The organism is Pseudomonas sp. FG-3G (assembly GCF_901007645.1).
Classification (GTDB): Bacteria; Pseudomonadota; Gammaproteobacteria; order Pseudomonadales; family Pseudomonadaceae; genus Aquipseudomonas; species Aquipseudomonas rhizophila.
Genome location: NZ_CAAKGZ010000008.1, coordinates 108762 through 124913, shown reverse-complemented (window position 1 = coordinate 124913; position 16152 = coordinate 108762). Strand labels below are relative to the sequence as shown.

General features: G+C 59.8%; 14 protein-coding genes. 4 read left to right on the top strand and 10 right to left on the bottom strand.

The window, feature by feature from the left end; all coding sequences use genetic code 11:
* Positions 1 to 2: 2 nt before the first annotated feature.
* A complete protein-coding gene (locus tag PSEUDOMOFG3G_RS04445) occupies positions 3 to 3029 on the top strand; it encodes a multidrug efflux RND transporter permease subunit (protein WP_139049327.1) in 3027 nt (1008 codons plus the stop codon).
* A gap of 96 nt (positions 3030 to 3125) precedes the next feature.
* Here PSEUDOMOFG3G_RS04445 and PSEUDOMOFG3G_RS04440 read toward each other — a convergent pair whose 3' ends face one another.
* The 5 genes from PSEUDOMOFG3G_RS04440 to colR form a co-directional block, all read right to left on the bottom strand.
* Positions 3126 to 3353: a hypothetical protein gene (locus PSEUDOMOFG3G_RS04440; protein ID WP_076383717.1), complete on the bottom strand. Its 228-nt coding sequence runs from the start codon at positions 3351 to 3353 to the stop codon at positions 3126 to 3128.
* 2 nt (positions 3354 to 3355) lie between these two features.
* A complete protein-coding gene (locus tag PSEUDOMOFG3G_RS04435; protein WP_139049389.1) occupies positions 3356 to 4060 on the bottom strand; it encodes a lipopolysaccharide kinase InaA family protein in 705 nt (234 codons plus the stop codon).
* A 4-nt stretch (positions 4061 to 4064) separates the two neighbouring features.
* Complete coding sequence (locus PSEUDOMOFG3G_RS04430; RefSeq protein ID WP_139049326.1) at positions 4065 to 4733, bottom strand: class I SAM-dependent methyltransferase; 669 nt, start codon at positions 4731 to 4733, stop codon at positions 4065 to 4067.
* Between the two features lie 141 nt (positions 4734 to 4874).
* Complete coding sequence (locus PSEUDOMOFG3G_RS04425) at positions 4875 to 6152, bottom strand: HAMP domain-containing sensor histidine kinase (protein WP_139049325.1); 1278 nt, start codon at positions 6150 to 6152, stop codon at positions 4875 to 4877.
* Positions 6142 to 6825, bottom strand: coding sequence for a two-component system response regulator ColR (gene colR / locus PSEUDOMOFG3G_RS04420; RefSeq protein WP_047226998.1), 684 nt, complete (start codon positions 6823 to 6825; stop codon positions 6142 to 6144). The genes PSEUDOMOFG3G_RS04425 and colR overlap by 11 nt, the downstream gene beginning before the upstream one ends.
* A gap of 238 nt (positions 6826 to 7063) precedes the next feature.
* Here colR and PSEUDOMOFG3G_RS04415 point away from each other — a divergent pair, with 238 nt between their 5' ends.
* The gene (locus PSEUDOMOFG3G_RS04415; protein WP_139049324.1) at positions 7064 to 7804 is read left to right on the top strand and encodes a phosphatase PAP2 family protein; all 741 of its coding nucleotides are present in this window, start codon (positions 7064 to 7066) and stop codon (positions 7802 to 7804) included.
* A gap of 201 nt (positions 7805 to 8005) precedes the next feature.
* Here the strand turns inward: PSEUDOMOFG3G_RS04415 and groL are convergent, their stop codons facing one another.
* The 4 genes from groL to PSEUDOMOFG3G_RS04395 all read right to left on the bottom strand — a co-directional run bounded on the left by groL (position 8006) and on the right by PSEUDOMOFG3G_RS04395 (position 11512).
* Positions 8006 to 9649 carry a chaperonin GroEL gene (groL, locus tag PSEUDOMOFG3G_RS04410; RefSeq protein WP_047227000.1) on the bottom strand — a complete coding sequence of 548 codons (1644 nt, stop codon included), beginning with the start codon at positions 9647 to 9649 and terminating at the stop codon, positions 8006 to 8008.
* A 50-nt stretch (positions 9650 to 9699) separates the two neighbouring features.
* Positions 9700 to 9993 carry a co-chaperone GroES gene (locus PSEUDOMOFG3G_RS04405; RefSeq protein WP_047227001.1) on the bottom strand — a complete coding sequence of 98 codons (294 nt, stop codon included), beginning with the start codon at positions 9991 to 9993 and terminating at the stop codon, positions 9700 to 9702.
* Positions 9994 to 10237: 244 nt separating this feature from the next.
* Positions 10238 to 10714, bottom strand: coding sequence for an FxsA family protein (locus tag PSEUDOMOFG3G_RS04400; protein ID WP_092393136.1), 477 nt, complete (start codon positions 10712 to 10714; stop codon positions 10238 to 10240).
* Positions 10715 to 10780: 66 nt separating this feature from the next.
* Complete coding sequence (locus PSEUDOMOFG3G_RS04395; RefSeq protein ID WP_076383714.1) at positions 10781 to 11512, bottom strand: HugZ family protein; 732 nt, start codon at positions 11510 to 11512, stop codon at positions 10781 to 10783.
* Between the two features lie 163 nt (positions 11513 to 11675).
* Here PSEUDOMOFG3G_RS04395 and PSEUDOMOFG3G_RS04390 point away from each other — a divergent pair, with 163 nt between their 5' ends.
* Positions 11676 to 12434 (top strand): SDR family oxidoreductase, encoded by a 759-nt coding sequence (locus PSEUDOMOFG3G_RS04390; protein ID WP_047227004.1) that lies wholly within the window; start codon positions 11676 to 11678, stop codon positions 12432 to 12434.
* 128 nt (positions 12435 to 12562) lie between these two features.
* Here the strand turns inward: PSEUDOMOFG3G_RS04390 and apbC are convergent, their stop codons facing one another.
* Complete coding sequence (gene apbC, locus PSEUDOMOFG3G_RS04385) at positions 12563 to 13657, bottom strand: iron-sulfur cluster carrier protein ApbC (protein ID WP_139049323.1); 1095 nt, start codon at positions 13655 to 13657, stop codon at positions 12563 to 12565.
* 329 nt (positions 13658 to 13986) lie between these two features.
* Between apbC and metG the strand changes: the two genes are divergently transcribed.
* Positions 13987 to 16032, top strand: a complete 2046-nt coding sequence (gene metG / locus PSEUDOMOFG3G_RS04380; protein WP_047227006.1) for a methionine--tRNA ligase — start codon at positions 13987 to 13989, stop codon at positions 16030 to 16032.
* The last annotated feature ends 120 nt before the right edge of the window (positions 16033 to 16152 follow it).

Below are 16152 nucleotides of genomic sequence, written 5' to 3'. Positions count from 1 at the left end.
TCATGGCTTTTACTGATCCGTTCATCCGCCGTCCGGTGCTCGCCACCGTGGTCAGCCTGTTGATCGTGCTGCTGGGTTTCCAGGCCTGGAGCAAGCTGCCCCTGCGCCAGTACCCGCAGATGGAGAACGCCCTGATCACGGTGACCACCGCCTACCCCGGGGCCAACGCCGAGACCATCCAGGGCTATATCACCCAGCCGATGCAACAGAGTCTGGCCAGCGCCGAGGGCATCGACTACATGACCTCGGTCAGCCGTCAGAATTTCTCGGTGATATCGGTCTACGCCCGCATCGGTTCCAACAGCGACCGACTTTTTACCGAGCTGCTGGCCAAGGCCAACGAAGTCAAAAACCAGCTACCCCAAGATGCTGAAGACCCGGTGCTCAGCCGCGAGGCCGCCGATGCCTCGGCACTGATGTACATCAGTTTTTTCAGTAAGGAACTGAACAACCCGCAGATCACCGACTACCTGTCACGGGTGGTCCAGCCCAAGCTGGCGACATTGCCGGGCATGGCCGAAGCGGAGATCCTCGGCAACCAGGTCTTCGCCATGCGCCTGTGGCTGGATCCGGTCAAGCTTGCCGGTTTCGGCCTCACCGCCGCCGACGTGACCGATGCCGTGCGCCAGTACAACTTCCTCTCGGCCGCCGGTGAGGTGAAAGGCGAATACGTGGTCACCAGTATCAACGCCAACACCGAACTCAAGTCCGCCGAGGCCTTCGCGGCGATTCCGCTCAAGACCGATGGCGACAGCCGCGTGCTGTTGCGCGATGTGGCCCGGGTGGAGATGGGCGCCGAGAACTACGACACCATCAGCTCTTTCGGTGGCACGCCCTCGGTGTACATCGGCATCAAGGCCACCCCCGGCGCGAACCCGCTGGACGTGATCAAGGAAGTGCGCAGGATCATGCCGGATCTGGAGGCCCAACTGCCGGCCAACCTCAAGGCCGAGATCGCCTACGACGCCACCCTGTTCATCCAGGCTTCCATCGACGAGGTGGTCAAAACCCTCTTCGAGGCGGTGCTGATTGTCATCGTCGTGGTGTTCCTGTTCTTGGGCGCCCTGCGTTCGGTGGCCATCCCGGTGGTGACCATCCCACTGTCGATGATTGGCGTGATGTTCTTCATGCAGTTGATGGGCTACTCGATGAATCTGCTGACCCTGCTCGCCATGGTGCTGGCAATTGGTCTGGTGGTGGACGACGCGATCGTGGTGGTGGAAAACATCCACCGGCACATCGAGGAAGGCAAAAGCCCATTCGACGCTGCAATTGAAGGTGCCCGGGAGATCGCTATGCCGGTGATCTCGATGACCATCACGCTGGCGGCGGTGTACGCGCCGATCGGTCTGTTGAAGGGGCTCACGGGGGCGCTGTTCAAGGAGTTCGCGCTGACGCTCGCCGGCGCGGTGGTCATTTCCGGGATCGTCGCACTGACCCTCTCGCCCATGATGTGCGCCTTGCTGTTGCGTCACGAAGAGAACCCCTCGGGACTGGCGCATAGACTGGACGTGGTTTTCGAACGTCTTAAAAACCGCTACCAGCGCATGCTTCACGGCATGCTCAATACCCGGCCTGTGGTGCTGGTGTTCGCGGTAATCGTGCTGCTGCTGATTCCGGTGCTGATCATGTTCACCAAGTCCGAGCTGGCCCCCGATGAAGACCAGGGCATCATCTTCATGATGGCCAATGCCCCGCAGCCGACCAACCTCGACTACCTGAACACCTACACCGATCATTTCATCACCATCTTCAAGGAGTTCCCGGAGTACTACTCCTCGTTCCAGATCAACGGATACAACGGCGTGCAATCGGGCATCGGCGGCTTCCTGCTCAAACCCTGGAACGAACGCAGCCGCACCCAGATGGAAATCCTGCCTGAAGTCCAGGCCAAGCTGGAGAACATCCCCGGCCTGCAAATATTCGGTTTCAACCTGCCCTCCCTGCCTGGCACCGGCGAAGGCTTGCCATTTGCGTTCGTCATCAACTCGCCCAAGGACTACGCAACGCTGTTGCAGATTGCCGAGCGGGTCAAAAAGCGCGCACTGGAATCCGGCAAGTTCGCTTTCATGGACGTTGACCTGGCTTTCGACAAACCCGAAGTCGTCGTGGACATCGATCGTGCCAAGGCCGCCCAGATGGGCGTCTCGATGCAAGACCTGGGCGGCACACTCGCCACCCTGCTGGGTGAAGCCGAGATCAACCGTTTTACCATCGAAGGGCGCAGCTACAAGGTCATCGCCCAGGTCGAACGGCCGTTCCGGGACAATCCGGACTGGTTGAACAACTACTACGTAAAAAATACCCAGGGTGAATTGCTGCCGCTGTCGACGCTGATCAAAGTCAGCGATCGGGCGCGACCACGGCAGTTGAATCAGTTCCAGCAACTCAACGCGGTGACGATCTCGGGTTTTCCCATCGTGAGTATGGGCGAGGCCATCGAGACGGTCCGCCAGATTGCCCAAGAAGAGGCTCCGGTAGGGTTCGCTTTCGACTACGCAGGGGCGTCGCGACAGTTCGTTCAGGAAGGCAGCGCGCTGTGGGTCACCTTTGCCCTGGCGCTGGCGATCATCTTCCTGGTGTTGGCCGCCCAGTTCGAAAGCTTCCGGGACCCGCTGGTGATTCTGGTGACGGTACCGCTGTCGATTTGCGGCGCCTTGATTCCGCTGTTCCTCGGCTGGTCGAGCATGAACATTTACACCCAGGTAGGACTGGTGACGCTGATCGGCCTGATCAGCAAGCACGGGATCCTGATCGTTGAGTTCACCAACCAGCTGCGCAGGGAACAGGGGCTAACCCCACGGGAGGCCGTGGAGCAAGCCGCATCGATTCGCTTGCGTCCCGTACTGATGACCACCGCGGCGACGGTATTTGGCATGGTGCCATTGATCCTCGCTACCGGGGCCGGGGCGGTGAGCCGCTTCGACATCGGCTTGGTGATCGCCACCGGGATGTCGATTGGCACGTTGTTCACACTGTTCGTATTGCCCTGCGTGTATACGTTGCTGGCCAAGCCGGACAAAACCTAACGCGCGACCACTGGCCCTGTAGGCGCTGCCGAAGGCTGCAATCGCCAAAAACAAAGGCCTCGCATATGCGAGGCCTTTGTTTGGGCTCTCTGTCCATCAACTCTGGGGCCTCATGCCTTGGGAAAGACTGAACATGAACAGCAACAGATCGTCGTCCGGCCGGATCGCCTCGCTGGCCTTGGCCACACGTGGCAAAGGGCAATGCGCGTCCGGGTGGGAAGCACTGAGGATCTGCGAACGGGGCTGCTCCCATACCGCCACCGCCATAGAGGTAACTGCCAGGGCTCCTACGAGAAATAAACCTCTAGCAATTTCTAATTTCATCGCTATAAACCTTTGATAGCGCTGCCAAACGCCGCTTTGTAAAAGTAGACGAGTTTTTCCCATTCTGAATCGCTGAACGACGAATGGCGTCGCAGTTGTTTCATGTCATGGGACGCTGCGGTCCAGGAAGTCAGACGTTGACGGGACTTTTCCAAATCCAGCAAGGCCACTTCGGCTCGAGCGGACTCACCCTCTCCAGTCACGCGCACAAATACATGCTTGATATAGAGGCAGCCATGCTGCCAACGCCCCTTATGCATGCGAGCCAGGTTCTCTGCCAATGCCTGGAGAATTCGGTCATGCCCCGCTTCGCCATGACGCTCGCGCCCGCCTGCGGCATACCAGTGACCCAACTCCACGAAACCGTCCAGCGCATGAGTCACAAGCAGCGCACGCCACTTGTGAATCGGGTCCCGCTGTGCGCCACAGAAGATGACCTTTGGAACGCTGACGTCGAGTCGGCTCAATGCCAGCAGGGCATCTTGCTCACGTAACACGGTTGGGCGGCCAAACGGATGCAACCAGCTACGGTAAATATGCCCTGTCTGACGCTTGGCATAGAGCAGATCGCCGCCGTTGTTGATCCGCTGCACTCCGCTTTCACCACCACGACGCACATTGGGTTGTTCCACCCATTCACCCTGCTGATTCCAGAAGTGTTCGAAGCCGCAGCGGGGAAACGCAGTTGTCTCTAGTGCCACAACCATGCTGTTACCTCTTGCGTAATACATAAACTCGCCACATGGCATAGAGCGGCAGGAAGTCCAGTCGTTCCTGAATGCGGAAACCAGCCTGTCGAAATTCACCCTCGACTGTAGCGGCCGGTAACACAAATCGATTCTGGTAGCCTTTCTGCCCACGCGTGTGCTCCAGACGCTTACGTCTCCAGGCCTTGAAATTTCCATCGACCCACAATGAAACGATCACGCTATCACGAGTGACACGTTCGAATTCCCGCAGAATCGCCAGTCGATGCGCAGGTTCACCGATGTGGTGGAGCAGGCGCATGCAAAAAATGCTGTCGACGGCGTTATCAGGCAAGGCAATGTCGAACGCAGAAGCGTGCAAGGGTTGTACCCGTTTTACGACATCGGCGGGTTGAGCGTTCAACGCAGTCTTGAGCATGGCTGTGGAATTGTCCGCACCGATGATCACCCGGTTCGGTTTTTCGGCCAGCACAGGCCATAAACGCCCGGCACCACACGGCAAGTCCAGCACCAGGCCAGGGTCACCTGCCAACGCCAAAGCCATGCGTGCCAGTTGTTCATCACGGCGGTGGGAAAGACGCCGGCTCAGACCGGCCTGGTGTTTATGCAGGTATTGGTGGGCGTGCTTTTCGTCATATTTTTCGGAAAAGTCGAGCTTGATAGGGTTGGACATTGACGGGAGCCTCCATGAGGTAATGGCTCCCACGTTAGGGATGGACATGTGCACGCCAAGTCATCCCTTTGTGAAAACTTCATCATGCAGGCACTCGAGGGTTTTCAGGATATGTCCAACATGCAGGCCTTAGCGCCGTGCTCAGTTGCGAGGATGCAACTCAACCTCAAAATGACAGCCATTGGGCTCCATGGTGCTGAGGCTCACGGTCCAGCCCTGGTTCTCGCAAATCCGCTGGACCAATGAAAGCCCCAACCCAAGCCCTTCGCCGCGCTTTTCGTTACCTCGCACGAACGGTTCGAACATCGCCTCGCGTTTTTCTTCGGGAATGCCCACGCCACTGTCCTCGACCACGAAGCCGGTCGGGGACAGCGTGAGGCGAATGAAGCCCTGATCGGTGTAGTGCAAGGCGTTGCGCAGCAAGTTGCCCATGACGGCGGTCAGGAACGTGGCGTTATACGGGGTGTCGGCGGTTTGCCCCGGCTCGAAGATCAGGGTCAGGCCCTTGGCTTCGATCGGCGCACGCCACAGCCCAACGAGGTCCTCGGCCACCTGCCCTAGCGTCAACCGGGGCGACATGCCGCTGTCTTCGCGCTGGGTCCTGGCGAGCATCAGGAAGGTTTGCACCAGCTCGCGCATTTCTTCACTGGCCCGACTGATCCGCTCGACCTGTTTGCGACCGCGCTGATCCAGGGCCGGGTTCTCCAGCAACAGCTCACAGGAGCTGGCCAGGACCATCAACGGCGTGCGTAACTCATGGCTTACGTCGCTGGTGAACAACCGTTCACGCGTCAGGGCCTGGCGCAGTCGCCCCAGCGTAGCGTCGAACGCCACAGCCAGCTCACCCACTTCATCGGCGGCATAGTCAGGGGCCAGCGGCGGGGCCAGCCCGAGGAGCTGGTCGCGATGGCGCACTTGCCGGGCCAGACGCACGACCGGCGCCATCACCCGGCGAGCCAGGACCCAACCCAGGAACACCGCCAGCGCCAGGCTGAGCACGAAACCCACCAGCACCACGGCGAACAGCACCCGTTCGCGCTCTTCGAAATCGCTCTGGTCCTGCAGTAGCACGTAGTGTCGACCGTCAACAATCTCGACCATGGCGTGATACGACAATTGCGCGCGAAAGACCTCGTGGAAACCACGATCCAGGTGACGCAGATCCTTGGGCAAATCGAAGTCACCCGGGCCGCCACTGAAATAGAACAACTGATCAGGTTCCGGACGATGACTCCAGTCCGAAACGCTGTCCATCAGCAGCAGGCGTTGCAGGTCACCCCCAAGCCCGGCGGAAATCAGCCTTTCTTCCACCAAGTGAACCGTCGCCACGATGCCCATGGCGAATGCCCCGGCGACCAACGCGCTCATCAGCGCAAAGGCGATGATGATCCGTTGGGCAAGGCTTTGCTTAAACTCCATCTCGGCCCTCGGCCAGGCGATAACCCACGCCATGCACGGTGTGCAACAGCGGTTTGTCGAACGGTTTGTCGATCACCTGACGTAATTGGTGAACATGGCTGCGCAGACTGTCGCTGTCCGGGCAATCATCGCCCCACAAGGCTTCTTCGAGGATTTCCCGGCGCAGCACGTGGGGGCTTTTCTGCATCAAGACCGCCAGCAGCTTCAGGCCTACAGGGTTGAGCTTCAGCAGTTTGCCTTCGCGGGTGACTTCCAGGGTATCGAGGTCGTAACTCAGGTCACCGACCTGCAAGGCGCGCCGCCCGCCGCCCTGGGCCCGACGCATGACCGCTTCGATCCGCGCCGCCAGCTCCGACAAGGCAAAAGGTTTGACCAGGTAATCATCGGCGCCGGACTTGAACCCTTGCAGGCGATCGTCCAGTTGATCCCGGGCGGTGAGCATGATCACCGGTGTATCACGTCGGGCGTCCTCGCGCAGGCGCTTGCACAAGGTGTAGCCGTCGATGCCCGGCAGCATGATGTCGAGCACGATCAGGTCATAGTGCTCGGTCGCGGCCAGGTGTAACCCCGACAAACCATCCTGGGCACAATCGACGGTATAGCCTTTGAGCCCCAGGTAATCGGCCAGATTGGCCAGGATGTCACGGTTGTCTTCAACCAACAGAATTCGCATGGGCATCTCCTCTGCGCACGTGGACGGTCATCGTGGCCCGCGCAGCTTAAGGCCAAGTGTGAATCACGGCTAGGGTTGTATCGGCGGTCGTAGCGAGCAAGCCCGCTCCCGCAAGGGTCGCGCGTGGATTGCCCGGACATTGACGAGTTTTTCACCCGGCATTCACGCCTCACCCACGGTGCCCGGACCAGACTGCGCGCAACGCGCTGCTCAAGAACACTCCACCAAAGGTACTGCCATGGTTTCCACCACCACCCGTCCCGCCTCCAGGCCGCTGAATTTCCGGGTCGCCCTGGGCCTGCCCGCTGCAATCGCGGTGATCCTGGTGCTGCTGGAACTGACCACGCTGGACATGGATCTGGCCAGGCTGTTCTACGACCCAGCCGACGGGTTCATCGGTCGGCACAGTTTTTTTCTGGAAGACATTCTGCATGACCGGGCCAAACAGGTGGTCATCGCGTTTTCTGTGCTGTCGATTCTCGGGTTCATCTGCACGTTCTTCCTCACCCGACTCAAACCGTTCAAACGCGAACTGGGTTGCCTGGTGCTCTCCCTGGCGCTGGCTACTTCATTCGTCACGCCGATGAAAGCCGTAACGGCAGTGCAATGCCCCTGGAGCCTGAAGGAGTTCGGAGGCAAGCAAACCTACAGCGAACTACTGAGCCCACGCCCGGCAACTGACAAACCCGGCCGATGCTGGCCCGGTGGTCACGCTGCCACCGGGTTTACGCTGTTCGCGTTGTTCTTCGTACTGCGCGACCGCCGCCCTCGCCTGGCCCGCCTGGCCTTCATATTCGCTGCCTCTCTGGGAACGCTGTTCTCCGTGAGCCGCATGATGCAAGGGGCGCATTTCTTTTCCCATAATGCGTGGACAGCGGTGTTCTGTTGGCTGATTTGCCTGGGGTGTTATTACTACGTGCTGTACCGGCCGGCCTCTACAGCGAAGCGAGCGGCGACAACCCAACCCGTCAATGCTTGAACACCAATCTGAATGTGGGAGCGAGCCTGCTCGCGATAGCGTCGGATCAGCAACATTGAGGGTGACTGTTACACCGCTATCGCGAGCAGGCTCGCTCCCACAGGGATTGGTGCAATTTCAATGAGCGGGGTAAACCCGAGGCATTAAAAAACCCCGCCTGCTTTCGCAGACGGGGTTTTTCAGTACAGGGGTAAGGCTGGCTTACATCATGCCGCCCATGCCACCCATGCCGCCCATGTCTGGCATACCGCCGCCAGCTGGAGCGTCTTCCTTGATTTCAGCGATCATCGCCTCGGTGGTGATCATCAGGCTGGCAATCGACGAAGCCGCTTGCAGAGCCGAACGAGTCACTTTGGCTGGGTCCAGGATACCCATTTCGATCATGTCGCCGTATTCGCCGGTCGCAGCGTTGTAACCGTAGTTACCCGAACCCTGCTTGACCTTGTCGACCACAACGCTTGGCTCGTCACCGGAGTTGGCAACGATCTGGCGCAGTGGAGCTTCAACAGCGCGACGCAGCAACTGGATGCCCACGTTCTGGTCATCGTTGTCGCCTTTGAGCTCGCTGATGGCCTGCAGGGCACGAACCAGTGCCACGCCGCCGCCAGGTACCACGCCTTCTTCGACGGCTGCGCGGGTTGCGTGCAGGGCGTCTTCAACGCGGGCTTTCTTCTCTTTCATTTCAACTTCGGAACCGGCGCCAACCTTGATCACTGCAACGCCGCCCGACAGCTTGGCCAGACGCTCTTGCAGTTTTTCACGGTCGTAGTCGGACGAAGTGTCGGCCACTTGTGCGCGGATCTGAGTAACGCGAGCCTGGATATCAGCCTCGACGCCGGCACCGTCGATCACGGTGGTGTTTTCCTTGGACAGGATCACGCGCTTGGCGTTACCCAGGTGCTCCAGGGTGGTGCTTTCCAGGCTCAGGCCGATCTCTTCGGAGATAACGGTACCGCCGGTCAGTACGGCGATGTCCTGCAGCATGGCCTTGCGACGGTCGCCGAAGCCAGGTGCCTTGACGGCAGCGACTTTAACGATACCGCGCATGTTGTTCACAACCAGAGTCGCCAGGGCTTCGCCTTCAACGTCTTCAGCCACGATCAGCAGTGGGCGGCCGGCTTTGGCAACGGCTTCCAGCACTGGCAGCATTTCGCGGATGTTGGAGATTTTCTTGTCGACCAGCAGGATCAGCGGGCTCTCAAGCTCGGCAACCATGGTGTCCGGCTTGTTGACGAAGTACGGCGACAGGTAGCCACGATCGAACTGCATGCCTTCAACAACCGACAGTTCGTTTTCCAGGCCCGAGCCTTCTTCAACGGTGATCACGCCTTCTTTACCGACTTTTTCCATGGCTTCGGCAATGATGTCGCCGATGGAGTTGTCGGAGTTGGCCGAGATGGTGCCGACCTGAGCGATAGCCTTGGTATCAGCGCATGGCTTGGACAGAGCTTTAAGCTCTTTGACGATGGCGATGGTCGCCTTGTCGATGCCGCGCTTGAGGTCCATCGGGTTCATGCCGGCAGCGACAGCCTTGAGGCCTTCGTTGACGATCGATTGAGCCAGTACGGTCGCGGTGGTGGTGCCGTCACCAGCATCATCGTTGGCACGGGAGGCAACGTCTTTGACCAGTTGCGCGCCCATGTTTTCAAAGCGGTCTTTGAGCTCGATTTCCTTGGCTACGGAAACGCCGTCCTTGGTGATGGTCGGAGCGCCGAAGCTCTTCTCGATGATCACGTTACGGCCTTTAGGGCCCAGGGTCGCTTTTACTGCGTCAGCCAGGACGTTGACACCGGCGAGCATTTTCTTGCGGGCGGAATCGCCGAATTTAACTTCTTTAGCAGCCATGATCGATATTCCTTAAATACTTTGTAGTAACGGGAAAATGAGCGGGGGAATCAGTCTTCCAGGACAGCGAGGATTTCGTTCTCGCTCATCACCAGCAGGTCTTCGCCGTCGACTTTCACTGTGTTGCTGCCGGAGTAAGGGCCGAACACAACCTTGTCACCCACTTTCACGGCCAGCGCACGTACTTCACCGTTTTCCAGAGCCTTGCCTGGGCCTACAGCGAGAACTTCACCGTGGTTGGCTTTTTCAGCAGCCGAACCTGGCAGGACGATACCGCCAGCGGTTTTCTTCTCTTCTTCGCTGCGACGGATGACGACGCGGTCATGCAGAGGACGAAGCTTCATTGTCGATCTCTCCTAATTTTGGTTTTCATCGGCCGGTGTAGTCCCGGCGGGTTTAACAAAAGCCGGCGGAGCCGGATGCGGTTCGTCAAGCGAACCGCGGAAGTCTGTCCAGTGTCGCCACCGGAAACCTTGCGGTGACCCATACATAAGGGCGTACAAGCCGATTTCAAGGGTCGGGTAGAAAATTTTTTACTTCACGAAGCCGAAAACGAACACGGCACCCGAAGGTGCCGTGTCGCTGGTTTTACTTGGGATCGCGGTGCTCGAACTCGCCTTCGATCACATCCGGTTCGCGGCCCACAGGTTCTCGTGGAGTCGGCCCGCCACGGGGCTGAAGGTCGTCGGCGAAGGCTCGCTGGCGAATCGCCTGTTCTTCGGCACGCTGGCGCATTTTATTGGCCAGCAACCGACGGGTGAACGGCAGCAGCATGACCAGGCCCAGCACATCGCTGATGAAGCCAGGCAGGATCAACAGACCGCCACCCAAGGCCAGCATCAGGCCTTCGAGCATGGTCTGGGCAGGCAGCTCGCCACGGTTCAGGCTTTCACGGGCACGCAGAGCCGTGGCAAGGCCGGCGATGCGCAGCACGAACACGCCGAGCATCGAGCCGAGAATGACCAGCAGCAGCGCCGGGAAAAACCCGATCGCCCCGCTGACCTTGACGAATACGAACAGCTCCAACACCGGGAACAGCAGAAAGAGCAACAAAAAAGGGCGCATCAAAAGGTTCCTCAACGCAAGAATGCCTTGCTATCAAACCCTAAATGACGTCGCCCTTTCGTGAATTCAAGCGTCAGCCTCAGCATTTTTTGGCCATTGCTCGGCGTGAGCCAGATAAACCAAGGCTTCGCGCACTTGTGTCGGCGTATTGCAAGGCGCTGGAAACGCCAGCCAGTAAAGGGCCTGACCGATCCGCAAGTGCATGCCTTCGCTGTCGATACCGGCCAGTTGCGCAGGTTCGGTGGCGGGCAGACCGGCCAGCTCGACGTAATGCGCGATGGCCTTGGCATGGTCGGCATTCATGTGGTCGATCATGCTGGCTTCGGCCTTGCCGGCGAAGGGGTTGGCCAGGGTGATCTGGTCGATCCAGTGAATGGCCCCAAAGCCACCGATGTAACGATGACGCACCGGGTTGAGCACCCAGAAATCGAAGTCATGGGCCTTGTGGTAGTTCTGCGACTCCGGGAAATAACGGTAGTAACGCTCAGCGGCGGCGTCGATGGCGAGGTTGTCTTCCAGCTTGCGCGCCTCGGCCAGATAAGTCAGGCGCCCTACGGCCTGCACATCCTCGGCCCCCCGCTCACCTACGAGCATTGAACACTTGGGGTCTTTTTGCAGGTTGTGGGTGTGTTGGGCGATACGGCTGATCAGGATCAGTGGACGGCCTTGGTCGTCCAGGCAATATGGCACCACGGAGCCGAACGGGAAACCGGGCATGGATTTGGAATGGGTGGAGAGCACTCCACGGTATTCCTTGAGCAGCAATTCTCGTGCATGCTTGGCAGCTTCAACGCTCAATTTATGACTCCTTTGATCAAATCCGTCTGGAAACGGTCAGGCGACTGGAGCAAAGTACCAGCGCGCCTTTAGGCAGTTCTCGTGTGCAACCGGGCTACGCCGTCGCAGATCGAGAGGCCAGTAAAAGGACATCCTCCAACCGCTCTGCAATCTGGACATGCCAATGCAACTCACCGACAAAGTAATCATTATCACCGGCGGTTGCCAGGGTCTGGGCCGCTCCATGGCCGAGTATTTCGCCGGCAAAGGCGCCAAGCTCGCCCTGGTGGACCTCAATCAGGAAAAACTCGACCAGGCGGTTGCCGCCTGCGTGGCCAAGGGTGTCGAGGCCCGGGCTTATCTGTGCAACGTCGCCAATGAGGAGCAAGTGAGCGACATGGTCGCCCGGGTCGCCGAGGACTTCGGCGCGATCCACGGCTTGATCAACAACGCCGGGATCCTGCGCGACGGCTTGCTGCTCAAGGTCAAGGACGGCGAAATGAGCAAAATGAGCCTGGCCCAGTGGCAGGCGGTGATTGACGTCAACCTAACGGGTGTCTTCCTGTGTACCCGCGAAGTGGCAGCGAAAATGGTCGAGCTGAAGAACAGCGGCGCGATCATCAACATTTCGTCGATCTCGCGTGCCGGCAACGTCGGCCAGACCAACTATTCGGCGGCCAAGGCCGGCGTGGCGGCCGCCACCGTGACCTGGGCCAAGGAACTGGCACGCTACGGCATCCGTGTCGCCGGCATCGCGCCGGGCTTCATCGAAACCGAAATGACCCTGGGCATGAAACCCGAAGCCCTGGAAAAAATGACCTCTGGCATCCCGCTCAAGCGCATGGGCAAACCCGAGGAGATCGCCCATTCGGCGGCGTACATCTTCGAGAACGACTATTACACCGGCCGGATCCTGGAGATGGATGGCGGGTTGCGGATCTAAAAACCGACACACAACCACTGTGGGAGCGAGCCTGCTCGCGATGGCGCCGGGTCAGTCAACTTTGATGTGACTGATACACCGCTATCGCGAGCAGGCTCGCTCCCACAATGGATTGTGTTACGGCTTATTCAATCGTCGCTCATGGTGATGTTCGGCATCGCCGGTGACGCAGCCTCTTGCAGCACGATCCGCGCGCCGACGTGGCGAGCCAGTTCCTGATAGACCATGGCGATCTGGCTATCCGGCTCGGCAATGACCGTGGGTTTGCCGCCGTCGGCCTGCTCGCGAATCAGCATCGACAGCGGCAGCGAGGCCAGCAGTTCGACGCCGTACTGGCTCGCCAGTTTTTCTCCGCCGCCTTCACCGAACAGATGCTCGGCATGTCCGCAGTTCGAGCAGATGTGCACGGCCATGTTTTCCACCACACCCAGTACCGGGATGTTCACTTTGCGGAACATCTCCACACCCTTGCGGGCGTCCAGCAGGGCCAGATCCTGCGGCGTGGTGACGATCACCGCACCGGCCACCGGGACTTTCTGCGCCAAGGTCAGTTGGATATCCCCGGTGCCTGGTGGCATGTCGATCACCAGGTAATCCAGATCGCCCCAGGCGGTCTGCGTCACCAGTTGCAGCAAGGCGCCGGAAACCATCGGCCCGCGCCAGACCATCGGCGTGTTGTCATCGGTCAGGAAGGCCATGGACATGACTTCCACGCCATGAGACTGGATCGGCACGAACCACTTCTGATCCTTGACCTGCGGCCGGGTGCCCTCGGCAACGCCGAACATGATGCCCTGACTCGGGCCGTATATGTCCGCGTCGAGAATCCCGACCTTCGCGCCTTCACGGGCCAGGGCCAGGGCCAGGTTGGCGGCGGTGGTGGACTTACCCACGCCGCCCTTGCCCGAGGCCACGGCGATCACGTTCTTGACGTTCGCCAGCCCCGGCACTTGCGCCTGGGCCTTGTGGGCAGCGATCACGCTGGTGACGTCGACTTTGGCGCTGGCTACACCGTCCAGGGACTCGATCGCCATTTGCAGCATCTGCGCCCAACCGTTCTTGAACAGATCGGCGGCGTAGCCGATTTCCAGCTGGACGCTGACGCGATCGCCCTGGATGTCGATGGTGCGCACGCATCCGGCGCTGACCGGGTCCTGATTCAGGTAAGGGTCGGTGTACTGGCGAAGAACGGCTTCCACCGCTGCGCGATTGACGGCGCTCATGGGCAACTCCGATAGCAAGACTTGAAAAACAGGCCGCTATCCTACGCCCCACGCTGCCGCGTGGCGACTTGATTACTGTCGCGCTAACACCTTTGTGGCGAGGGGATTTATCCCCGTTGGGGCGCGCAGCGGCCCTAAAACCTGCTGCTACAGTGTGTCAGAGTGCTCTATTTTGGACTGCTGCGCAGTCCAGCGGGGATAAATCCCCTCGCCACAGGTTGTGTCCATACCGCCCCCAGCAATGCATCCGGAAACAGGCCAGTGGGGTGAAATATATTTCCCAGCGCTTTATAGTGGCCGACCTCCGTTTCATCAAGTAGCCGAGCCCCATGTCCGAGCCACGCAAGATCCTCGTCACCAGCGCCCTGCCCTATGCCAATGGTTCAATTCACCTCGGCCATATGCTGGAATACATCCAGACCGATATGTGGACGCGCTTCCAGAAACATCGCGGCAACCAGTGCATCTATGTCTGCGCCGACGACGCCCACGGTTCGGCCATCATGCTGCGCGCGGAAAAGGAAGGCATCACCCCGGAGCAACTGATCGCCAACGTCCAGGCCGAACACAGCGCCGACTTTGCCGATTTCCTGGTGGACTTCGACAACTTCCACTCCACTCACGCCGAAGAAAACCGTGAGCTGTCGAGCCAGATCTACCTGAAGCTGCGTGACGCCGGGCACATCGCGACCCGTTCGATCACCCAGTATTTCGACCCGGAAAAGAAAATGTTCCTGGCCGACCGCTTCATCAAAGGCACTTGCCCGAAATGTGGCACCGAGGACCAGTACGGCGATAACTGCGAAAAATGCGGCGCCACCTACGCACCGACCGACCTGAAGGACCCGAAATCGGCGATTTCCGGGGCGACGCCAGTGCTCAAGGACTCCCAGCACTTCTTCTTCAAGCTGCCGGATTTCCAAGAGATGCTGCAAACCTGGACCCGCAGCGGCACGTTGCACGACGCGGTGGCCAATAAGCTCGCCGAATGGCTCGACTCCGGCCTGCAAGAGTGGGACATTTCCCGCGATGCGCCGTACTTCGGCTTCGAAATCCCCGGCGAGCCCGGCAAGTATTTCTACGTATGGCTGGACGCGCCCATCGGCTACATGGCGAGCTTCAAGAACCTTTGCGACCGTACGCCGGAGCTGGACTTCGACGCGTTCTGGGGCAAGGACTCCACGGCCGAGGTGTATCACTTCATCGGCAAGGACATCGTGAACTTCCACGCGCTGTTCTGGCCCGCCATGCTCGAAGGCGCCGGTTTCCGTAAACCGACCGGTATCAACGTCCACGGTTACCTGACCGTCAACGGCCAGAAAATGTCCAAGTCCCGCGGCACCTTCATCAAGGCCCGGACCTACCTGGACCATCTGTCGCCGGAATACCTGCGCTACTACTACGCGGCGAAGCTCGGCCGTGGCGTGGACGACCTGGACCTGAACCTTGAAGACTTCGTGCAGAAGGTCAACTCCGACCTGGTGGGCAAGGTAGTCAACATCGCCAGCCGTTGCGCCGGCTTCATCCACAAAGGCAACGCCGGTGTACTGGTGGCCGGTAACGCCGCGCCGGAACTGACCGAGGCCTTTCTGGCGGCGGCCCCGAGCATCGCCGAAGCCTACGAGGCCCGTGACTTTGCTCGGGCGATGCGCGAGATCATGGCCCTGGCCGACCGCGCCAATGCCTGGATCGCCGACAAGGCGCCGTGGTCACTGAACAAACAGGAAGGCAAGCAGGACGAAGTCCAGGCGATCTGCGCCCTGGGTATCAATCTGTTCCGCCAACTGGTGATCTTCCTCAAGCCGGTGCTGCCGTTGCTGGCCGCCGATGCCGAAGCTTTCCTGAACGTCGCACCGCTGACCTGGGACGATCACCAGACGCTGCTGAGCAACCATCAACTGAACGAGTTCAAGCCGCTGATGACTCGCATCGACGCCACCAAGGTGCAAGCCATGACCGACGCCTCGAAAGAAGACCTGGCCGCCAGCCAGACCGACACCGGTGCCCCGGCCGGCAATGGCGAGCTGACCAAGGACCCGTTGTCGCCGGAGATCGATTTCGACGCCTTTGCCGCCATCGACCTGCGCGTAGCCCTGATCGTCAAGGCTGAAGCCGTGGAAGGCGCCGACAAGCTACTGCGCCTGACGCTGGACATCGGTGATGAGCAGCGCAACGTGTTCTCCGGCATCAAGAGCGCCTATCCAGACCCGGCCAAGCTCGAAGGCCGGCTGACGATGATGATCGCCAACCTCAAGCCGCGCAAAATGCGTTTCGGCATCTCCGAAGGCATGGTGATGGCGGCAGGTCCCGGCGGTGAAGAAATCTACCTGCTGAGCCCCGATAGCGGCGCCAAGCCGGGTCAGCGGATCAAATAACGCGACCACGCGCGGTACCGATCCCACAGTCGCCCGGCAGGCGACTGTGGGATTTTCATATCTGGCCCACCCTGACGGTGTGCCGGATAATGCCTAACCTCTAACGACAGGTTCTCGTTC

Bases quoted from the DNA above. Each gene is read 5' to 3' on its own strand.
- metG (WP_047227006.1), top strand. From the start codon at position 13,987: ATGTCCGAGCCACGCAAGATCCTCGTCACCAGCGCCCTGCCCTATGCC.
- PSEUDOMOFG3G_RS04435 (WP_139049389.1), bottom strand. From the start codon at position 4,060: ATGGTTGTGGCACTAGAGACAACTGCGTTTCCCCGCTGCGGCTTCGAA.
- PSEUDOMOFG3G_RS04400 (WP_092393136.1), bottom strand. From the start codon at position 10,714: ATGCGCCCTTTTTTGTTGCTCTTTCTGCTGTTCCCGGTGTTGGAGCTG.
- colR (WP_047226998.1), bottom strand. From the start codon at position 6,825: ATGCGAATTCTGTTGGTTGAAGACAACCGTGACATCCTGGCCAATCTG.
- PSEUDOMOFG3G_RS04405 (WP_047227001.1), bottom strand. From the start codon at position 9,993: ATGAAGCTTCGTCCTCTGCATGACCGCGTCGTCATCCGTCGCAGCGAA.
- groL (WP_047227000.1), bottom strand. From the start codon at position 9,649: ATGGCTGCTAAAGAAGTTAAATTCGGCGATTCCGCCCGCAAGAAAATG.
- PSEUDOMOFG3G_RS04445 (WP_139049327.1), top strand. From the start codon at position 3: ATGGCTTTTACTGATCCGTTCATCCGCCGTCCGGTGCTCGCCACCGTG.
- PSEUDOMOFG3G_RS04440 (WP_076383717.1), bottom strand. From the start codon at position 3,353: ATGAAATTAGAAATTGCTAGAGGTTTATTTCTCGTAGGAGCCCTGGCA.
- PSEUDOMOFG3G_RS04415 (WP_139049324.1), top strand. From the start codon at position 7,064: ATGGTTTCCACCACCACCCGTCCCGCCTCCAGGCCGCTGAATTTCCGG.
- PSEUDOMOFG3G_RS04430 (WP_139049326.1), bottom strand. From the start codon at position 4,733: ATGTCCAACCCTATCAAGCTCGACTTTTCCGAAAAATATGACGAAAAG.
- apbC (WP_139049323.1), bottom strand. From the start codon at position 13,657: ATGAGCGCCGTCAATCGCGCAGCGGTGGAAGCCGTTCTTCGCCAGTAC.
- PSEUDOMOFG3G_RS04425 (WP_139049325.1), bottom strand. From the start codon at position 6,152: ATGGAGTTTAAGCAAAGCCTTGCCCAACGGATCATCATCGCCTTTGCG.
- PSEUDOMOFG3G_RS04390 (WP_047227004.1), top strand. From the start codon at position 11,676: ATGCAACTCACCGACAAAGTAATCATTATCACCGGCGGTTGCCAGGGT.